The following is a 20,368-nucleotide window of genomic DNA, read 5'->3' as shown; positions in this document are numbered from 1 at the left end:
ATGGGACTTAAGGAAGCGGATGAATACAGGTGTTCATTTTAATAAAGAAAAGAGGTTGGTCGTGATGAGTCTCGTCCCTATGGTTGTGGAACAAACGAATCGAGGAGAACGATCTTACGATATTTACTCGCGGTTGCTTAAGGATCGCATCATTTTCCTAAGTGGCCCGATTGATGACGATGTCGCCAATCTCGTCATTGCACAGCTATTGTTCCTTTCTGCGGAAGACCCGGAGAAGGACATTAATTTGTACATTAACTCGCCAGGCGGTTCTGTTACTGCAGGCATGGGTATATATGATACAATGCAATTCATTAAGCCGGATGTATCGACGATTTGTGTAGGTATGGCTGCTAGTATGGGCTCTTTATTGCTCACAGCCGGTGCACCAGGCAAGAGATATGCACTTACCAATAGTGAAGTTATGATTCACCAGCCGCTCGGCGGCATTCAGGGGCAAGCCTCCGACATGCTGATTCATGCGGACTGGATTATCAAAACACGTGCCAAGCTGAATCAAATCTATGTGGAGCGTACAGGTCAGCCCCTCGAAAAAATCGAACGTGATACTGACCGGGATTTCTTCATGGAAGCGGAAGAGGCGAAAGCATACGGTATCATTGACCAGGTGCTGTCTAAACCGATTAATCTGTAAAGGGGTGGCTCTATGTTTAAATTTAATGATGAAAAAGGACAATTAAAATGTTCTTTCTGCGGTAAATCTCAGGATCAGGTTCGCAAGCTTGTTGCCGGACCGGGCGTATATATATGTGACGAATGCATCGAGTTGTGCACGGAAATTGTGGAGGAAGAATTGGGTCATGAAGAAGAAGTAGATCTGAAAGACATTCCAAAACCAATGCAAATCCGTGAAATTCTGGACCAATATGTTATTGGTCAGGATCAAGCGAAAAAATCTTTGTCTGTTGCGGTATATAATCACTACAAACGTATTAATACACAAAACAAAATTGATGATGTGGAATTGCAAAAAAGTAACATTCTGATGCTTGGACCTACAGGTTCGGGTAAAACGTTACTTGCGCAAACCATGGCTAAAATTTTGAACGTCCCATTTGCTATCGCAGATGCCACTTCCCTTACGGAAGCGGGTTATGTGGGTGAAGACGTTGAAAACATTTTGCTGAAACTGATTCAAGCTGCCGATTATGATGTAGAAAAAGCCGAGCGCGGCATTATCTACATTGACGAAATTGATAAAGTAGCCCGCAAATCCGAAAACCCGTCCATTACGCGTGACGTATCGGGTGAAGGTGTACAGCAAGCGTTGCTTAAAATTTTGGAAGGCACAGTTGCTTCTGTACCTCCGCAAGGTGGTCGCAAGCATCCACATCAAGAATTCATTCAAATTGATACCACGAATATCCTGTTCATTTGCGGTGGTGCCTTTGATGGTCTGGAGCAAATGATCAAACGTCGTATCGGTAAGAAGGTCATCGGCTTTAACGCGACTAGTGAACAAAAAGATCTAAAACCAGGCGAATATACCTCCATGGTATTGCCAGAGGATCTGCTGAAATTCGGTCTGATTCCGGAATTCGTAGGACGTTTGCCAGTTATTTCTACGCTGGAGCCGCTTGATGAGAAGACATTGGTTCGTATTTTGTCTGAACCAAAAAATGCCTTGACCAAGCAATATCAGAAGATGCTGGAACTGGACAATGTGCAGCTGGAGTTTAAGCAAGATGCTCTGGAAGCCATTGCTCGTGAGGCGATCAAGCGTAACACGGGTGCCCGTGGCCTTCGTGCAATCATCGAAGGTATTATGCTCGACGTTATGTACGAAGTTCCTTCCCGTGATGATGTGACGACTTGCGTCATCAACGAGCAGGTAGTAAAAGACAAAATCGCACCGGAACTCGGTGGTACAGATAAGGATAAAAAACAAGAAGAGAGCGCCTAAGGATTGATACTTCGCGATCTCTACAATATGAGAAGCCCGATCTCCACTTCACTAAACCCGTATGAGGTTTTATGGGGTGGAGGTTTGGCGTTAATGGGAGAGAAAAGTACATGTTCTTAAGACAAGACACACGTCCCGTTAAAGTCGGGAATCTGACGATTGGCGGCAGCAATGAAGTCATCATCCAAAGCATGTGTACAACCAAAACGGCAGATGTGGAAGCTACAGTAGCTGAGATTCTACGCTTGGAAGAAGCCGGATGTCAGATAGTGCGGGTTACCGTCAACAATGAGGAAGCTGCCGCAGCTATTAAGGAAATTAAGAAGCGGATTCATATTCCGCTGGTTGCAGATATTCACTTTAATCACAAGCTGGCTCTACTGGCGATTGAAAATGGGATTGACAAGGTTCGTATTAACCCAGGGAACATTGGACGACGTGAAAAAGTGGAAGCAGTCGTTAAGGCGTGTAAAGAAAAAGGGATTCCGATTCGGATTGGTGTGAACGCCGGATCATTGGAACAGCATTTACTGGATAAGTATGGCTACCCGACGCCAGAAGCGATGGTAGAAAGTGCACTGTACCATATCGGGATACTCGAAGAGCTTGATTTCCATGATATTATCGTATCACTGAAGGCTTCTGACGTTCCAATGGCGATTGCGGCTTACACGAAGGCAGCTGAAATTATTAAGTATCCCCTCCATTTGGGCATCACCGAAGCCGGTACACTCTTTACTGGAACGGTTAAAAGCGCAGCGGGTATGGGAGCACTGTTGGCAGCTGGTATCGGATCCACCATGCGTATCTCGCTAAGTGCCGATCCAGTCGAAGAAGTGAAGGTAGCACGGGAGTTGCTCAAAACGTTTGGGTTGATCACGAATGCAGCTACATTGATTTCTTGTCCGACTTGCGGGCGTCTGGATATTGATCTGTTCTCTATTGCGAACGAAGTAGAGGATTACATTGCAAAACTCAAGGTGCCGATTAAAGTATCCGTACTGGGGTGTGCAGTTAACGGTCCGGGTGAAGCGAAGGAAGCTGATATCGGAATTGCCGGAGCACGTGGAGAAGGTCTATTGTTCCGTTATGGAAAGATGATTCGCAAAGTCCCTGAGGCTGAAATGGTTGACGAATTGAAAAAAGAAATTGATATCATCGTCAAGGCTTATGAGGAAACAGGTAAAATACCGGGACGTGAAGAGCGTCACACTGCCGAGAAGGTGTAGGCAAAAGCGGTTATTTTAAAACAGGTATAATCATAAACTATGGTCATTGTATAAGCGCCGTGGAGAGCAGCTCTGCTACAGAACTGTTTTTCGCGGCGTTTTTGTATTTCTCTCTGATCTTTTGAAAGACAGCCGTTTAGCTCTCGTGGAAAAGGAAATACTGTCTTTCATAGAACAGCATTTTCAAATTGCTGAGATGAGAAACGGAGGAAATACGATGGACTTGACTATGATATTGTTATTGGTGCAAATGTTTTTCGGGATTGTCATTGGTCTGTATTTCTGGAATCTTCTGCGGAGCCAGAAAACGAACCGTAGTGCGGTGGATCGGGAATCTAGGAAGGAATTGGATAAGTTGCGCAAATTGCGCTCTATTTCACTTACTAAGCCGCTGGCTGAACGCACGCGACCTGCCACGTTACAGGATATCGTCGGTCAGAAGGACGGTCTGCGAGCGCTCAAAGCGGCGTTATGCAGTGCAAATCCGCAGCATGTCATTATTTATGGCCCTCCTGGTGTAGGGAAAACGGCTGCAGCACGTGTGGTACTGGAAGAGGCTAAGAAGAATCAGTCCTCCCCGTTCAAGGGGGATGCTAAATTCACGGAGATTGATGCCACAACGGCCCGTTTTGACGAACGTGGTATTGCGGACCCGTTAATTGGTTCAGTACATGATCCAATCTATCAAGGGGCAGGAGCGATGGGTGTAGCGGGTATCCCTCAACCTAAACCCGGAGCTGTAACGAAGGCTCATGGAGGGATGCTGTTCATTGATGAGATTGGCGAGCTGCATCCAACGCAGATGAATAAGCTGTTGAAAGTGCTGGAGGATCGGAAGGTATTTTTGGAAAGTGCATATTACAATTCAGAAGACTCGCATACGCCTGCTTACATTCACGATATTTTCCAAAATGGTTTGCCTGCGGATTTCCGTTTGGTAGGTGCGACGACACGTTCGCCGCATGAGCTGCCACCTGCTATTCGATCCCGGTGTATGGAAATTTATTTCCGTGCCCTGCAACCTCAGGAGATTGCTCGTATTGCTGAAGATGCTGTACACAAGTTGGGCTTTGGTCCTTGTCCAGAGGCAGTTGAGGTTGTACAGCGTTATGCGACCAACGGCCGGGAGGCAGTCAATATGATCCAGCTTGCTGCTGGTTTGGCGCTTACCGAGAAAAGGGAACGACTCGATGCTTCGGATGTAGAATGGGTAGCGGGTAGCAGCCAAATTCAACCTCGTCCTGATCGAAAAATACCGGGCTTGCCGCAAATCGGATTCGTTAACGGATTAGCTGTATACGGTCCGAACATGGGCATGCTGCTGGAAATTGAGGTTACTGCGGTTCCGGTTCCTGAAGGAAAGGGAAGTTATAATATTACGGGTGTTGTGGATGAAGAAGAGATCGGAGGTAACTCTCGTACACTGCGTCGTAAGAGCATGGCTAAAGGCTCTGTGGAAAATGTTCTGACTGTTTTGCGTACGCTCGGTTTGTCTCCGTCCAATTACGATCTGCATATCAATTTTCCCGGGGGGACGCCAGTAGATGGTCCGTCGGCAGGGATTGCGATGGCAACAGCTATTGCCTCCGCGATGCGGGGAATTCCGGTGGATCATGAAATTGCCATGACTGGCGAGATTAGCATCCATGGTCGAGTCAAGCCGATTGGCGGCGTATTAGCCAAGGTCGAAGCTGCTTTTCAGGCTGGTGCCAAAAAAGTGATCATTCCGCAGGATAACTGGCAAGCTCTATTTGACAGCATTGAGGGACTAAAAGTCATCCCTGTACAGTCGGTTACCGAAGTGTTCCGTCATGTGTTTGGAGAAGAGATGACCACGGATGCGCCTGTACATGCGCCAATTGAGACTTTTCGCCCATCTCAATCTTCCTTGTTACAGGCAGATGGAACACATAATGGGACGATTTCAGATACGGGATCTTGCTAATGAACTAGTCTTTCATTGGTTTTTTTATAAAACATTTGATAAAATATGAAAGATAGCAACGTGAGGATTGTAAAATCCGGAACCTGAGAATCACTGGAGGTGCGAAAGCGATGGGACCCACCAAGACAAAAGGTCGTCGTTTTCCTTTGCTGCCTTTAAGAGGACTTCTGGTTTACCCGAGCATGGTTCTGCATCTCGATGTGGGCCGGGAAAAATCGGTCAAGGCTTTGGAAAAAGCGATGGTTGAAGACAATTTGATTCTCCTGTGTTCTCAATCAGAAGTTAATATTGAAGAACCCACACAAGAGGATATTTTTCGAGTCGGCACGGTAGCCAAAGTACGCCAAATGCTCAAGCTTCCCAACGGAACCATTCGAGTATTGGTGGAAGGGCTGGAACGCGCTGAGATTATTCAATATACGGACAATGAAGAATATTATGAGGTAATGGCGAAGGAACTGCACGAGGCAGAAAACGTACAGCCTGAAACGGATGCGCTTATGCGCACTGTATTAACTCAGTTCGAGCATTATATCAATTTGTCCAAAAAGGTAACACCGGAGACTCTCGCTGCGGTATCTGATATTGAGGAGCCAGGGCGACTGGCTGATGTAATCACAAGCCATTTGACGCTCAAAATTAAGGAAAAGCAGGATATATTGGAGACGATCGACGTAACTCAGCGTCTGGAGAAGCTCCTAGATATTTTGAACAATGAACGTGAAGTGCTGGAACTGGAACGTAAAATCAACCAGCGTGTGAAAAAGCAGATGGAAAAGACGCAGAAGGAGTATTATCTGCGTGAACAAATGAAGGCGATTCAGAAGGAACTTGGTGAGAAGGAAGGTCGCGCAGGAGAAGTTGAAGAACTACGCAACCAGCTAAGTGAACGAGAGTTGCCTGTTCCGGTGAAAGAGAAGGTCGAAAAGGAAATTGACCGTCTGGAAAAAATGCCAGCAAGCTCTGCCGAGGGTGGTGTCATCCGCAATTACGTCGATTGGCTGTTAAGCTTGCCGTGGAACAAGTTCACCGATGATGATCTTGATATCGTCAAAGCAGAAGAAATACTCGATAACGACCACTATGGGCTGGATAAGCCCAAGGAGCGGGTGTTGGAGTATTTGGCCGTGCGCAAACTGGTGAAGACCATTAAGGGACCCATTCTGTGTCTCGTAGGTCCGCCAGGGGTCGGCAAGACCTCACTGGCTCGCTCGATTGCCAAATCCATGGGCCGGGAATTTGTCCGCATCTCTCTCGGTGGTGTGCGCGATGAAGCAGAAATCCGTGGTCACCGCCGGACCTATGTTGGCGCGATGCCGGGGCGGATTATTCAGGGAATGAAGACCGCAGGAACATCTAATCCAGTCTTTTTGCTGGATGAGATTGATAAAATGGCCTCCGATTTCCGAGGCGATCCATCGGCGGCGTTGCTCGAAGTGCTTGATCCTGAGCAAAACAACACGTTCAGTGACCATTTTGTTGAGTTGCCGTTTGATCTGTCCAACGTGATGTTTGTTACGACAGCCAATGCTGCACATAATATCCCACGTCCGCTGATGGATCGTATGGAGACGCTCTATATTCCCGGCTACACCGAACTGGAGAAGCTGGAAATCGCCAATCGATATCTATTGCCTAAGCAGAAGAGAGAGCATGGCTTGGGAGAGGAACAATTGGTTATTGGGGAGGATACGCTGCTGCGTGTCATTCGCGAATATACCCGTGAATCCGGTGTGCGGAATCTTGAACAGCAAATGGCTTCTCTGTGTCGCAAGGCAGCGAAGTCAGTTGTTTCCGGTGGTGAAGGACCGATTCAAATCACACCGGATAATTTGAAAGATTATTTGGGTATCGCCAAATTCCGTTACGGTGTAGCAGAACTGGAGGATCAGATCGGTACGGTTACAGGCTTGGCATGGACCGAGGTCGGTGGTGAAACACTGATGATTGAAGTGACGGTCGTGCCTGGTAGCGGGAAACTGATTCTTACGGGTAAACTGGGAGACGTTATGAAAGAATCCGCGCAGGCGGCATTCAGCTACACTCGTTCCAAGGCAGTCGATCTGGGCATTGAACTGGACTTCTATGAGAAAAATGATATCCACATTCATATTCCTGAGGGAGCGATACCAAAGGATGGCCCATCTGCCGGAATTACGATTGCTACCGCATTAATTTCCGCTTTAACCAACCGTCATGTATCCAAGGATGTAGCGATGACGGGCGAAATTACCTTGCGCGGTCGCGTATTGCCGATTGGCGGTTTGAAAGAAAAGTCGCTGGCTGCCCATCGGGCAGGCTACAAAAAAATTCTGCTTCCCAAAGATAATGAACGGGATTTGAAGGATATTCCCGACAGTATCCGGCAGGATGTTGAATTTGTCCCCGTTGCCCATATGGATCAGGTGTTAAAGCATGCTTTGGTTGAGCAGGCAAGGGTACATTAGAGAGGAATTAAAGACACAATGAAAGTAACAAAAGCAGAATTTATAATCAGTGCGGTTGGCCCGGATCAGTTTCCTGTGGACGCTTTGCCAGAGATTGCTCTGGCGGGGCGCTCCAATGTTGGAAAATCATCACTGATTAATCGGATGATTAACCGTAAAAATTTGGCGCGTACCAGTTCTACGCCAGGTAAAACCCAGCAACTCAATTATTACCGGATCAATGATGAGCTCTATTTTGTGGATTTTCCCGGTTACGGTTATGCTAAGGTATCCAAAACGTCTCGCAAGGCTTGGGGGCAGATGATTGAGTCTTATTTGCTGGAACGTGAGCCGCTTAAACTGGTGCTTCAAATGGTAGATTTGCGCCACCCACCGTCCAAGGATGATATCATGATGTACGACTGGTTGCGTCATAATGGGCTTCCGGTCTGTGTTGTAGGCACAAAAGCAGATAAAATCCCTAAAACACGGCGAGAAAAGCACTATAAGGTAATCAAGCAGGAACTCGGAATACTTCCCGGGGGTTTGTTTATCCCCTTTTCATCCGAAGAAGGCATGGGCAAGGAAGAGCTGTGGTCGGTCATCTCCAGCTATATCGAGAATGACGACGAAGAGCAGACGGAATTGTAAGGTTAGGGGCGTCCTGAAGGACGCCTTTTTTTCGTGATGTTGGATTAAAAACATTAAACTTATTAAATGGGTAGGAATAATATATAATAAACAAAGGAAATCGTGGGATTTAAGCATAAAAGTGAGCATATGGTGGATAATGCAGCTGCGACTCCGTTATTTTCCGTTTATTTCCGATGAATGCCGGATATTTATGATTTGATGCGCAAGAAAGCGCTGCGGGTCTGATGTATAATAAAGCATAAAGCTTACACTACAGGTTTGAGGAAAGAATTGAGGAGATTGGTATGGCACAGCGGTTAGCCACAGAGTATGTAAAAACCACTTTGACCTTGTCAGAAACCCAAATGGACGAATTTTTACAGGCAGTGAATGATCCTCAGGTGCATTACCGCATTAAAGTTCTGGATAACGGAAGACAGGAAATCGTTCTGGAGCATATTGCAGGTGAGGAAGTTCATTTATTTTTTGAAGCCAAAGAGGGAGCGTTTGTCTGTGAATTAACTTGCCGCTTAGTTCATCCACAGCTAACCCTGTTTATACGCCAACTATTTGTTCGTTTTAAGGGTGAAGGTATTGTTTACCGCATGTATCAAGGATTCACTATGGTGTATTTTTATAATGAAGGTGCGGTTCGCAGAATTATGGAAAAGAATGCAGAAGGCTCCAGGCTGGTGTTTGAATATAGAAATACAGTGCAAGAGCTGCAACAGCTTTTTCAACATCAGAACGTCGAAAAGGAAATAGCAGATGCATACAATCTCATTAATTCGTTACTTGATGAGCGGAATCTGGCGCGTACTTTCTCTGAGCTGGAACAGATTGACCACAAGCTTCGGATGAGTTGCTCCAAATTATTTGCCCTGGAAGCTTAAGAGGCTGAATATATGGAATGAATTGTTATACAGTGTAGTCCCTTTCTTTACCGAAAGGGGCTTTTTTATTCCAAAAAAATGATTGCATTTGCTGCACATAGATGTTATTTTTAATCTCGTTGAAAATGAATATAGGAACCAGGATTCACTCAGGACATTGAATGTTGCGAGAGGTTATCCCTCGGGAAGTGAATGACGTAGGTCCTAGCGGATGAAATTTTTTTTTCGAACATTTTATTCCTAGGAAGGGGGAACCGAAAGATGGAATTGGAATACTCAACTTTCGGAAGACACGTTGCCGTAGATACTTGGGGTGTTGAGTTTGAATTACTGAATGATGCGCAGTTTCTGGAGGCTCAATTAGTTGAAGCTGCTGAAGCTTGCGGAGCAACGGTGATGTCCGTTCAATCCAAGCAATTCGAACCACAGGGAGCTACCGTGCTTGTACTGTTGTCGGAAAGTCATCTCTCTATTCATACGTATCCTGAGAGAGGGTTTGCCGCTATTGATTGTTATACTTGCGGTGAGACTGTTGATCCGCAGTTAGCTATTGATTACCTGGTATCCGTTCTAAAACCGAAAAAAACATATGCGAAGAAGCTGATTCGCGGCTTGGGAGAACTTCAGGTGGAATCCCCGGAGTGCAAGCTGGCTGAGTTGGTGTAAATCTCCTTTATGGAGCCGTGTGCGTCCTATATCATAACCATGGAACATTTCCATGGTTATTTGTTTTAAAAGTGGTTTACACTAAACTAAATATACAGAACGTGCTGGATGTTTATGAAAGCCATCCAATTTTCATAAACAATTCATAAAACAGCCGAAGGAGATTCGGACTTCTGTGATATAATTAACATAGTTTATGATAACAGTGAGTATTCTTATTACAGTTTAGGCAGGTGAATTTTACAATGCACATCGTCGTTGTTGGGTTGAATTATCGTACGGCGCCTGTGGAAGTCAGAGAGCGGTTTACATTTGCAGAACAGGATTTGCCAAAAGCGCTGGAACAACTCAAACTTACCAAAAGTGTGTTGGAGGGCGTAGTTGTCGCAACCTGCAATCGGACTGAAATATATGTTGTGGTTGACCGCCTTCACATGTGCGGTTATTTTATACGCAGTTTTATGGAACAATGGTTTGGTATTCCTCGTGATCAGTTTACACAACATTTATATATATATGAGGACGAGCAGGCAATTCGGCATTTGTTCCGTGTGACTTGTGGTCTGGATTCTATGGTCATCGGAGAAACACAAATTTTGGGACAGGTAAAGAATGCTTTTCTTCAGGCTCAATCTCAAAAAATTACAGCAACGTGGTTTAATATGTTGTTTAAGCAGGCCGTCACATTGGGCAAGCGTGCCCATTCGGAGACGTCTATTGGAGAAAGCGCCGTATCTGTTAGCTATGCAGCCGTTGAGCTGGGCAAACGGATTTTCGGGATGTTTACGGATAAAAAGGTACTGATTCTCGGTGCCGGTAAAATGAGCGAGCTTACCGTTAAGCATTTGTACAGCGGCGGAGCTGCCGAGGTTATTGTAGCAAATCGAACTTTGTCCCGCGCCGAGGATCTGGCCTCCAAGTTTAACGGAACGCCAGTTACGATGGAGGAAGGTATGAAACGGTTGGCGGATGTGGATATTGTGATTAGCTCGACTGGTGCTCAGGGATATATTCTAGATCGCAATCGTGTCGAAGCCAGTATGAAACGTCGTCAGTCTCGTCCTTTGTTTATGATTGATATCGCGGTTCCACGCGATTTGGACCCAGCTATTGGCGAATTGCAGAATGTTTTCCTATATGACATTGATGATCTGGAAGGGATCGTGGAGAGCAATCTGGAAATGCGTCGTACTGAAGCTGCAAAAATCGAGCATATGATTGAAGATGAGCTTAGCGAGTTTTATCAATGGTTGAAAACGATGGGAGTGCGTCCGGTGATTCGTGCATTACAGGAAAAATCGGAGTCTATACATCAGGATACGCTGGAAAGCTTGTATAACAAGCTTCCCGAGCTGGATGAACGGCAGCGTAAAGTGATAAGCCGTTTGACGAAGAGTATGCTGAATCAGATGATGCATGATCCGATCAATCGGGTTAAGGAACTGGCTGTCCAAAAGCAGGGAAATGAGGCGCTAGACATGTTTAGCCACATTTTTGCTCTGGAGGATCGTTTGGAGGACGCCGCTCAGAAAGTAGATAAAAGCGATGCATCTGCGTTAATAAAACCGGAGGCTGGTGTTCATGGAAAAACCGGTCAGGCTCAGGCTTTGCCAGCGTCGTTTGCGCCGGCCAGCCTGTAAAGGTGGGTGAACAGACGTGGCCTCAGGCATGCTTATATATGATTCAATGATTTATGTTTTTGCCCTGAGCCTTCTGTTTGTATTTTCGGATGGAATTCGTCGCAATGCGAATGCTAAACGGACAGGTACAGGGCTTCTTATTGTCGTTGTAATGCTCCAGCTTGTTTTTATGGGAATGCGAACCTGGAATGAAGGGCATCTTCCTATTTTTGTGACCTACGACTTTCTGTTTCTGTTCTCATTTATCCTGGTACTGATTTCTTTGATTCTGTCACGTTATCAGCGATCGGAATTTGCGGTGTTGCTGCTTAATATCATTAGTTTTGCTGTTCTTGTGCTCAACAATATTTGGATGGAGCCGATCGACAACCCGCTTGGAAATTGGCATACCGTACATGGGCTGCTTCTGATTCATATTGCGCTGGCTAATCTTGGCTTTGTCGCGATGACGGTAGCGGCTGTATTTTCGGGGTTGTATCTGTTTTTGCATCGTAAATTGAAAGTCAAGAAATGGAATGACACGATCAAGCGCCTGCCGAGTCTGGAAATGATGGATCGGTATACACATATGGCGCTTTTAATTGGTACTCCTTTGCTGGGAGTTTCTATTGTTGTTGCTGTTATTTCTATTATTGCCGAGGAACGCTGGCGTCTTTTGCTAGATACCAAAGTGCTGATGACAGCGATTGCCTTATGCGTGTATGTTGTATTTTTAGTGAGCAAAAGATTGAACCAGCGTTCTGGCCTGGTCATGGCAAAGTGGTCTTTGGTTGGCTACACGCTACTCATTCTTAATTTCTTGCTGAATTCCTGGTCTGTATTTCATCAGTGGACGGGGGAGTGAAAAGCCATTTGCAGCATTTTGTCCCGATTTCGTTGGATTGTAACAATAAGCTCTGTTGTGTTGTAGGCGGCGGCAGGATTGCGGAACGAAAGGTTAAGGGGTTGATGGAAAGTGGGGCATCCATTACCGTCATTAGCCCGAATATAACGCCGGATTTGCAGATCCTGGCCGATCACAAGCAGCTCCACTGGGTAAATCGCGTATATCGCGAGGGTGACCTCCAGGGAGCCTTTCTTGTATATGCCGCTACGAACCAGAGAGAAGTGAATAATAAGGTTGCGCATGAGGCCAGACAAAGGGGTATACTGGTAAATGTGGCGGATCGCTCGGAAGAGGGAGATTTTATAACGCCGGGCATCATCCGACGAGGGAGACTGACGATTAGTATTTCCACCGAAGGGGCAGGCCCCGCTGTGACCGCTGATATTACATCAGCCCTGGATACGTTGTTCGGTAGCGAATACGAGCCTTATCTGGATTTCATGCACGATATGCGACAGGTCATCAAACGCAAGATAAGTTCCCCACAACAAAGGACCAAACTATTAAGACGCTTGGCGAGTAGCGGAATTTTGGAACAGATACGACGTCATGAATTTATGGCTTGGACCGAAAAAGAAATAGATCTATGGATTGCGCAAAATCAGGAGGAATAACATGCGAACAATTGTGGTAGGCAGCAGACAGAGCGCTCTGGCGTTAACTCAGACCGGGCATGTCATTGAGGATTTGAATGCACTGTGCGCGGAGCATGGATTGGATTTACAATTTGTCGTGAAGAAAATCCTGACCAAGGGTGATCGAATATTAGATGTAACCTTGTCCAAAGTGGGTGGCAAAGGACTTTTTGTCAAAGAGATTGAACAGGCCATGCTGGCTGGTGAGATTGATATGGCAGTACATAGTATGAAGGATATGCCGTCCGAATTGCCAGAAGGTCTTGTCAATGGCGCTGTGCCGCGCCGTGAGGACCCACGCGATTGCCTGATCACATTGGGCGCCAAGAGTCTGGAGGATTTGCCTCCAGGAGCGAAGGTAGGCACAAGCAGCTTGCGCAGAGCCAGTCAAATCAAGTTCATGCGACCTGATCTACAATTAGAGCCAGTACGTGGCAATATTGATTCCCGTCTGAAAAAGCTGGAGACGGAAGGTTTTGACGCCATCATTTTGGCAGCAGCTGGTTTGCACCGGATGGGCTGGAAAGACCGCATTACGTCCTATATACCAGAGGAGGCATGCTTACCGGCAGTAGGACAGGGAGCGCTCGGTATTGAATGCCGTGCGAGCGATGAAGAGCTATTGGCGTTGTTGAAACTCTACAACCACCAGGATACCTCGGCTACGGTTGCGGCTGAGCGAACCTTTCTGGGTGTGTTAAATGGGGGATGCCAAGTGCCAATCGGAGCTCATGCGGTTTGGGCTGGTCAAGAAATCAGCCTCACAGGGATGGTAGGTTCGCCAGATGGCGAGGTTATTTTGAAGGAAACGCTCCAGGGAAATGATCCGCAGAAGCTGGGAGAAGCGGTGGCGGCCAGTTTGATAGCCAAAGGAGCGGAACAGATTCTGGCGCAGGTGAGGGGATAATGGAATGGTGGGAAAGGTATATTTAGTAGGTGCAGGACCCGGAGATGCAAGATTAATTACGGTCAAGGGTTGGGAGTGCATTCAACTGGGCGATGTCATTGTGTATGACAGACTGGCAAGCCCTCGCCTCTTGGGGCTGATGAAGCCAGGGGCCCAAAAAATATATGTCGGCAAACTGCCAGATCGTCACACCATGAAGCAAGAGGAAATTAATCAGCTGCTGGTGGATTTAGCCTTGGAAGGAAAGACAGTCGTCCGGCTCAAAGGGGGAGACCCCACTATTTTTGGGCGAGTCGGCGAGGAAGCCGGGCTACTACGTAAACACGGTATTTCCTATGAAATCATACCTGGCATCACATCAGCCATCAGCGTGCCTGCCTATGCAGGCATTCCTGTTACGCATCGGGAGATGGCCTCGTCGCTGTCTATCATTACAGGTCATGAAAGTCCTGATAAACTAGATAAAAGTATTCATTGGGATAAAGTAACGAACGCAACGGGTACACTGATCTTTATGATGGGTGTAGCGAAGATCGGCTATATCAGTGATCAGCTGATAAAGCATGGTAAGCCGTCCGATACTCCAGTTGCTTTGATCCGTTGGGGGACCCGCGCCGAGCAAGATACGCTAGTGGGTACGCTGGCGGATATTGAAGCCAAGGTGAAGGCAGCGAATTTTCAACCGCCCGCCGTCATCGTTGTCGGAGAAGTGGTCAATCAGCGTGAACAGTTAAAATGGGCAGAGGATATGCCTTTGTTTGGGAAGCGAATTTTGGTTACTCGCGCACGCGCGCAGGCCAGCAGTCTGGTTCACCGGATTGAGGAGCTTGGCGGCGAACCTTATGAGTTCCCAGTTATCCAGACCGTCGTCCCTTCGGACGAGCAGGCAAAACAGAAAATCAAAGAGGCGTTTGCGCGACTTCCTGAATATGACTGGGTGTTTTTTACCAGCGTTAACGGAGTGGAATACTTTTTCACTCATTTAAAGGAACAGGGCAAGGATGTACGTGCGCTATACAAAGCTCGTATTGCCGCAGTCGGACCAGCTACAGCAGTCGCACTTCGAAAACACGGAATTGTAGCAGAACAGATCGAAGGACCTTTTCAGGCAGAGGGATTGCTTGAGGCGTTTGAACAGGATTTGCAGGCAGGACAAAGCGTATTTCTGCCAAGAGGTGATCTCGCTCGCTCCTGGTTGCCGGATCAGCTGAGGGAGATGGGACTTCATGTGACCGAGGCTGATTTGTATCAAACGGTATTGGCTGCCAACACACAGGATGATGAACTTCTCAAGCTGCTGGAGGAGCGTGCCATTCACGCGATTACGTTTACCAGTTCCTCAACCGTAACCTTTTTCTTGGAAGCCCTCAGACAAATGGGGATCAGTGATCCAGTATCGCTGCTGGAGGGAGTTACGATCGCTGTGATCGGCCCCTTGACTGGTGAGACAGCAACCCAAGCCGGATTGACTGTCAGTTTGATGTCAGAGAAGGCGACCATTGAAAGTCTAATTCAATCGCTATGTGACTGGAAACAATCAAGTACGGTTATGACATTATAAATTTTAATTTTTACAAATGAATGTATAAAAAAATGGAGGTTTGTAATTATGAGTGTCCCTTTTACCAGACATCGTCGTTTGCGTCAGTCAGCTGCCATCCGCAGCATGGTGCGTGAAACGGTTTTGAATCCGTCTGATTTCATCCAACCGATCTACGTAACATTTGGTACTGGAGTGAAACAGGAGATTAGCTCCATGCCAGGTGTATACCGTTTTTCTCTGGATCGGCTGGAGGAAGAACTGAAAGAAATTAGTGAGCTTGGCATTCCTGCTGTGCTCCTGTTTGGCATACCAGAAACCAAAGACAGTGTAGGGACTTCAGCTTTTGTGGACAACGGTATTGTTCAGGAAGCTACTCGTTTGATCAAATCGCGTTATCCCGAACTGCTGGTCGTGGCAGACACTTGTTTGTGTGAGTTTACGGACCATGGACACTGCGGTATGGTACACATGCATGAGCATGATGGTGAAGTGTGCGGTGAAGTATTGAATGATGAATCTCTGGAGGTGCTGGTACGCACAGCCGTTTCTCAGGCCAGAGCCGGTGCAGATATTATCGCTCCTTCTAATATGATGGACGGTTTTGTACAGGCGATTCGGCAGGGACTCGATCTGGAAGGTTTTTCACATATTCCGATTATGTCGTATTCCGTCAAATATGCGTCTGCTTTTTATGGTCCTTTCCGTGAAGCTGCTGATTCTGCGCCGCAGTTTGGTGACCGCAAATCCTATCAGATGGACCCTGCCAATGCACGTGAGGCGTTGCGGGAAGCGGAGTCTGACGTGATGGAGGGTGCAGACATGCTGATGGTGAAGCCTTCTCTTTCTTATCTGGATGTAATGCGCACCATTAAGGACCAATTTGATTTGCCTATGGTGGCTTACAATGTCAGTGGTGAATATGCAATGGTCAAAGCGGCAGCCCTCCAAGGCTGGATTGATGAAAAAGCGATGGTGCTGGAGATTCTGACAAGCATGAAGCGTGCCGGTGCAGATATGATTATTACCTATTCTGCCAAGGATGCGGCAAGATGGTTGAAGCAATAAGTGTATTTTTCAGAAGACAGGAGTGATTAGAATGATCGACGAACAACGAACGGTACGCAAGGATACGCGTTCCAAAGCAGCCTTTGATGAGGCAAAACAATATATTCCGGGTGGCGTAAACAGTCCGGTTCGAGCTTTTAAATCCGTGGGTATAACACCGGTATATATTGATCGTGGGGAAGGATCACGTGTATATGATATCGACGGTCAATCCTATATAGACTATGTATGTTCGTGGGGACCGCTTATTATGGGTCATGCGCACCCTGAAGTGGTTAAAGCCTTACAGGCTGCTGTTGTAAAAGGAACCAGCTTCGGAGCCCCAACGCTTGCGGAAACGGAAATGGCCAAGCTCGTATGTGAGCGTGTTCCTTCTATGGACATTGTTCGAATGGTCAACTCGGGAACCGAGGCAACAATGAGTGCGATCCGACTCGCGCGTGGATTTACGAAACGCAGTAAAATCCTTAAATTTGAAGGTTCTTATCACGGTCATGCAGACAGCTTGCTGATTAAAGCGGGCTCTGGTGTTGCGACCCTAGGTCTACCTGATAGTCCGGGTGTACCTGAAGTCGTGGCCACACATACAATCACTGTCCCTTATAATGATTTGGCGTCGGTGAAGCTGGCTTTTGAGAAATTTGGCGAAGAGATTGCTGCGATTATTGTCGAGCCAGTAGCCGGCAATATGGGTGTTGTACCGCCACAGCCTGGATTTTTGGAAGGTTTGCGTGAGGTAACCCGACAGTACGGAAGTCTGCTGATTTTTGATGAAGTGATGACTGGATTCCGGGTAGGACTTCATTCTGCTCAAGGGCGCTTTGGTGTGACGCCGGATCTTACGTGTCTGGGCAAAGTGATTGGTGGTGGCCTACCTGTAGGTGCATATGGCGGCCGTCGCGACATTCTAGAGCAAATTGCACCATCTGGCCCGATCTATCAAGCGGGTACGCTGAGCGGAAATCCGCTGGCTATGGCAGCAGGTTATTCGACGCTAAAATTGCTGACACCGGAAGTATATGATCGTCTGGAAGAGCGGGCAGCACGGCTTCAAGCCGGATTCGAACGTAACGCGCGAGAGCTGGGGATTCCTGTCACGATTAACCGTGTCGGTTCTATGGTGTGTCCGTTCTTCACAGACGAGAAGGTTGTCAATTTTGACACTGCTAAAACGAGTAATCAGGACCACTTCCGTCGTTACTTTACTGAAATGGTCAATGAGGGCGTTAGTGTAGCTCCATCTCAATTTGAGGGCATGTTCGTATCAGGTGTGCATACAGTTGAGGATATTGATGCGACCATTGAAGCGAACTATCGCGCGCTCAAACGTCTATGAGTTGGAAAGGCAGCTGGAAAAGAAGAGGACCGTGGCTGGAAGTCACACCAGGGCCAGAAATTGCAACTGATGAAAATCGCGCTGAAGCTGTGGATCGCTGGTTGTTGAATCGTCTGGGATTACCGGACAAGCTGTGGCGCAGGCTACGGCATGAAAAAGGGATTGAACTTACAGGGGACCGGCTGCGGCTGGCCCTTTTTCCTGTAGTGGACCTCGACGTCATCCCACGTTGGTATGATTTGAAGATACTATACGAGGATGATTTTTGCTTGGTTGTACACAAACCAGCGGGGATGGCGGTCCATCCAGACGGTGGTGTAAAGGATGGTCCGCTAACATTGGATCATGCTGTCGCATCCTATTATGAAATCAACGACATTCATACAGCAGTACGGCATGTACATCGTCTGGATGTGGACACGACAGGCCCGGTGCTATATGCCAAAAATGAATTTGCGTTGCTCAAGCTGGACGAACAAATGCGAGCTAAGGACATCGGTCGTCGTTATGTAGCTTTGGTACGAGGGAAAGTACCTCCATCGCTGCGGACGTTGGATTGGCCGATTGGCAAGGATAGGCATCATAAACAGCGCCGCCGTGTATCCCCAACTGGACAGAAGGCGGTTACCCATGTGGAAGTTGGCGAAGTATGGGGGAGTGGTTCGGCTGCGGTCAGTCTCGTGTATCTGACGCTGGAGACAGGTCGGACGCACCAGATACGCGTACATCTTAGTCATGCTGGCTATCCTTTACTTGGGGACGTATTATACGGCGGTCGTGCTGCTGATTTTGGCAGACAGGCCCTTCACGGAGAGCGGCTCACCTTCTGTCATCCGCTGAGCGGCGAAACGATTATCGTCGAGGATGCTTGGCCGGATGATTTTCAAAAGCTGCACAAACAACTATAAAAGATGGCATGCCTTCTATTTTGGCGCATATACTTGAACCTAGAAACGGTTTGCAATATGGAGTTTCCGTGCGCCTGACACGAGTCAGAGGATGTGCGGAGGCTGCCCAAAGGAGGATGCCATCCTTGAATAAACAACAGAATGATCAGCCGCAAGGCTTGCGTTTTGATATCTATGAACGCATTCATTTGACGGAGGAAGCTGCCGGGATTGCCGAGTTGGAGGAAATTGAGCTTCTGCCACGCATTCAGGTTGTAACCCACGGCGACCATGCCGCTTTGCGAGGGCATTTGCTGCTGGAGGGCGTGTACCGCACACCTGAACAGATCACGAGCGAGCTTCATCATTTGATCCCTGTGGAAATTACCATTCCGCTTAACCGGGTAGGAAGATTGGAAGATATCTCCGTGGAGATTGAAAATTTTGATGTGGACCTGCTCTCTTTACGTAGTCTAAACATTACAGGGGTGCTTTCTTTGCATGGGGTGGAAAGCTCGCATGCAGAGGAGACGGCGGTTTGGCTGGATGAGGAATTTACTGTGGTGCATGCACCTGAACATCCGGCTCCATCTCTTTACGGCGCTGGAGAGCATCGTCACGAAGAGGCTTATTCTACCCAAGACTCGGTATACAACAACATTTCAGACCCGGAAACTTCATACAAAGTACCAGCACAACAAGAGTCAGCTTACTGGGAACAGTCGTCAGAGGATCAAGGGGAACAGAAGCCATCATTGGAGCATCAAGCTTATGATCCGATAGTAGATCCGAACCGATATTATGAGCCGTGGACGGGAAAAGTAGTTGAAGACAGCTCTTCTGAAGTTAAGCATGAGCAGGAGGCGTCGGAAGTGTGGGCATTTCAGCAAGAGGAAGCAGGGACGGAAGGGAACGAGCCCAAAGTATCCTCTGCATCTCCTAATGTAGCATACGACCCTTTGCTGTCGGAGCCCCATTCTGCCACAGAGTCAGAGATTTATTTGGAGCCGCAGTTGGAAGCAAGTCAGGGGAATGACTTTGACTTCAGGCCTGAAGCGTCGGAACAGGTAAACCATGAAGTTCAGGATACCTTTACTGAGGAAAAGCCAGAGATGCGCGTGGCGCTTAACAGTAAAAAGAATGAAGGAGCAGACGAGCCGGACCAGGTTGTCTACTCATCATTGCTTCAATCCAGCCGTTCGGTGAAGGAAGCCGAACACCAGCAGCAGCTGGAACATGAACCGCAAGGTCAGGATCAGAAAGCCGAGGAAGAGCGTGAGGATGCCAAGTGGAAAAATCTTTTTTTCCATACACAGGATGAAACGCCTTTCCGCAAGGTGCGGTTATGCATTGTACAGCGCGAGGATACACTGGAAACGATAGCAGACCGTTATCAGCTCAGCACACGGGAGCTTCAATTGTATAATAGATTGGCAGAGCATCATGTAGAAGAAGGGCAGGTATTGTACATCCCTTGATTCGGTTGCTGAAACATGCGACGAAGTGCTGACTATCGTCAATGAGAAATGGGTGTTGACTATAGTCAATGGGAAATGTATGATGTGGTATAGTTATTGAAAGACTGAGATCGGGAAGAGTAGGCAGCAAGCCCTTCAGAGAGTGGAATTGCAGCGCTGTGAGGTTCCGCAGGAAGCTACTGGCCGAAGTCACCCGGGAGTCGCCTGTTTGAACGGTTCCTCATTTCATTCCTTCGGAAGGTAAGAGGTTCACGGTAGAATAAGGCCGGTCCGCA

At 47.4% G+C, this 20,368-nt stretch carries 17 protein-coding genes; all 17 read left to right on the top strand.

What is annotated here, in order from left to right:
- The first annotated feature begins 64 nt into the window (after positions 1 to 64).
- The 17 genes from clpP to MKX36_RS18925 all read left to right on the top strand — a co-directional run bounded on the left by clpP (position 65) and on the right by MKX36_RS18925 (position 20,093).
- A complete protein-coding gene (gene clpP / locus MKX36_RS19005) occupies positions 65 to 655 on the top strand; it encodes an ATP-dependent Clp endopeptidase proteolytic subunit ClpP (RefSeq protein ID WP_016324659.1) in 591 nt (196 codons plus the stop codon).
- 12 nt (positions 656 to 667) lie between these two features.
- Positions 668 to 1,924: an ATP-dependent protease ATP-binding subunit ClpX gene (gene clpX, locus MKX36_RS19000; RefSeq protein ID WP_013372695.1), complete on the top strand. Its 1,257-nt coding sequence runs from the start codon at positions 668 to 670 to the stop codon at positions 1,922 to 1,924.
- Between the two features lie 110 nt (positions 1,925 to 2,034).
- On the top strand, positions 2,035 to 3,153 hold the full coding sequence (gene ispG / locus MKX36_RS18995; protein WP_017427410.1) for a flavodoxin-dependent (E)-4-hydroxy-3-methylbut-2-enyl-diphosphate synthase: 1,119 nt from the start codon (positions 2,035 to 2,037) through the stop codon (positions 3,151 to 3,153).
- 217 nt (positions 3,154 to 3,370) lie between these two features.
- Positions 3,371 to 5,098: an ATP-dependent protease LonB gene (gene lonB / locus MKX36_RS18990; protein WP_016324658.1), complete on the top strand. Its 1,728-nt coding sequence runs from the start codon at positions 3,371 to 3,373 to the stop codon at positions 5,096 to 5,098.
- A 110-nt stretch (positions 5,099 to 5,208) separates the two neighbouring features.
- Complete coding sequence (gene lon, locus MKX36_RS18985; protein WP_016818409.1) at positions 5,209 to 7,545, top strand: endopeptidase La; 2,337 nt, start codon at positions 5,209 to 5,211, stop codon at positions 7,543 to 7,545.
- An 18-nt stretch (positions 7,546 to 7,563) separates the two neighbouring features.
- On the top strand, positions 7,564 to 8,175 hold the full coding sequence (yihA, locus tag MKX36_RS18980) for a ribosome biogenesis GTP-binding protein YihA/YsxC (RefSeq protein ID WP_013372691.1): 612 nt from the start codon (positions 7,564 to 7,566) through the stop codon (positions 8,173 to 8,175).
- Between the two features lie 287 nt (positions 8,176 to 8,462).
- The gene (locus MKX36_RS18975; protein ID WP_340865312.1) at positions 8,463 to 9,050 is read left to right on the top strand and encodes a non-ribosomal peptide synthetase module; all 588 of its coding nucleotides are present in this window, start codon (positions 8,463 to 8,465) and stop codon (positions 9,048 to 9,050) included.
- 267 nt (positions 9,051 to 9,317) lie between these two features.
- Positions 9,318 to 9,716 carry an adenosylmethionine decarboxylase gene (gene speD, locus MKX36_RS18970; protein ID WP_025365654.1) on the top strand — a complete coding sequence of 133 codons (399 nt, stop codon included), beginning with the start codon at positions 9,318 to 9,320 and terminating at the stop codon, positions 9,714 to 9,716.
- Between the two features lie 245 nt (positions 9,717 to 9,961).
- Complete coding sequence (gene hemA, locus MKX36_RS18965; protein WP_025365653.1) at positions 9,962 to 11,356, top strand: glutamyl-tRNA reductase; 1,395 nt, start codon at positions 9,962 to 9,964, stop codon at positions 11,354 to 11,356.
- Positions 11,357 to 11,372: 16 nt separating this feature from the next.
- Entirely contained in the window at positions 11,373 to 12,200 is an 828-nt protein-coding gene (ccsA, locus tag MKX36_RS18960; protein WP_340865311.1) for a cytochrome c biogenesis protein CcsA, read from the top strand.
- A gap of 8 nt (positions 12,201 to 12,208) precedes the next feature.
- Positions 12,209 to 12,856 (top strand): precorrin-2 dehydrogenase/sirohydrochlorin ferrochelatase family protein, encoded by a 648-nt coding sequence (locus MKX36_RS18955; protein WP_290410042.1) that lies wholly within the window; start codon positions 12,209 to 12,211, stop codon positions 12,854 to 12,856.
- Position 12,857: 1 nt separating this feature from the next.
- The gene (gene hemC, locus MKX36_RS18950; RefSeq protein ID WP_340865310.1) at positions 12,858 to 13,784 is read left to right on the top strand and encodes a hydroxymethylbilane synthase; all 927 of its coding nucleotides are present in this window, start codon (positions 12,858 to 12,860) and stop codon (positions 13,782 to 13,784) included.
- 4 nt (positions 13,785 to 13,788) lie between these two features.
- Positions 13,789 to 15,345 (top strand): uroporphyrinogen-III C-methyltransferase, encoded by a 1,557-nt coding sequence (gene cobA / locus MKX36_RS18945; protein ID WP_290410040.1) that lies wholly within the window; start codon positions 13,789 to 13,791, stop codon positions 15,343 to 15,345.
- Between the two features lie 48 nt (positions 15,346 to 15,393).
- The gene (gene hemB / locus MKX36_RS18940; RefSeq protein ID WP_017427414.1) at positions 15,394 to 16,392 is read left to right on the top strand and encodes a porphobilinogen synthase; all 999 of its coding nucleotides are present in this window, start codon (positions 15,394 to 15,396) and stop codon (positions 16,390 to 16,392) included.
- A 31-nt stretch (positions 16,393 to 16,423) separates the two neighbouring features.
- A complete protein-coding gene (hemL, locus tag MKX36_RS18935; protein WP_025365649.1) occupies positions 16,424 to 17,728 on the top strand; it encodes a glutamate-1-semialdehyde 2,1-aminomutase in 1,305 nt (434 codons plus the stop codon).
- Positions 17,725 to 18,636 carry an RluA family pseudouridine synthase gene (locus MKX36_RS18930; RefSeq protein ID WP_340865309.1) on the top strand — a complete coding sequence of 304 codons (912 nt, stop codon included), beginning with the start codon at positions 17,725 to 17,727 and terminating at the stop codon, positions 18,634 to 18,636. The genes hemL and MKX36_RS18930 overlap by 4 nt, the downstream gene beginning before the upstream one ends.
- 125 nt (positions 18,637 to 18,761) lie before the next feature.
- Positions 18,762 to 20,093: a LysM peptidoglycan-binding domain-containing protein gene (locus MKX36_RS18925; protein ID WP_340865308.1), complete on the top strand. Its 1,332-nt coding sequence runs from the start codon at positions 18,762 to 18,764 to the stop codon at positions 20,091 to 20,093.
- The last annotated feature ends 275 nt before the right edge of the window (positions 20,094 to 20,368 follow it).

It is taken from the genome of Paenibacillus sp. FSL W8-0439 (assembly GCF_038008995.1).
Taxonomy (GTDB): domain Bacteria; phylum Bacillota; class Bacilli; order Paenibacillales; family Paenibacillaceae; genus Paenibacillus; species Paenibacillus polymyxa.
This window is presented reverse-complemented; position numbering and strand designations above follow the sequence as displayed.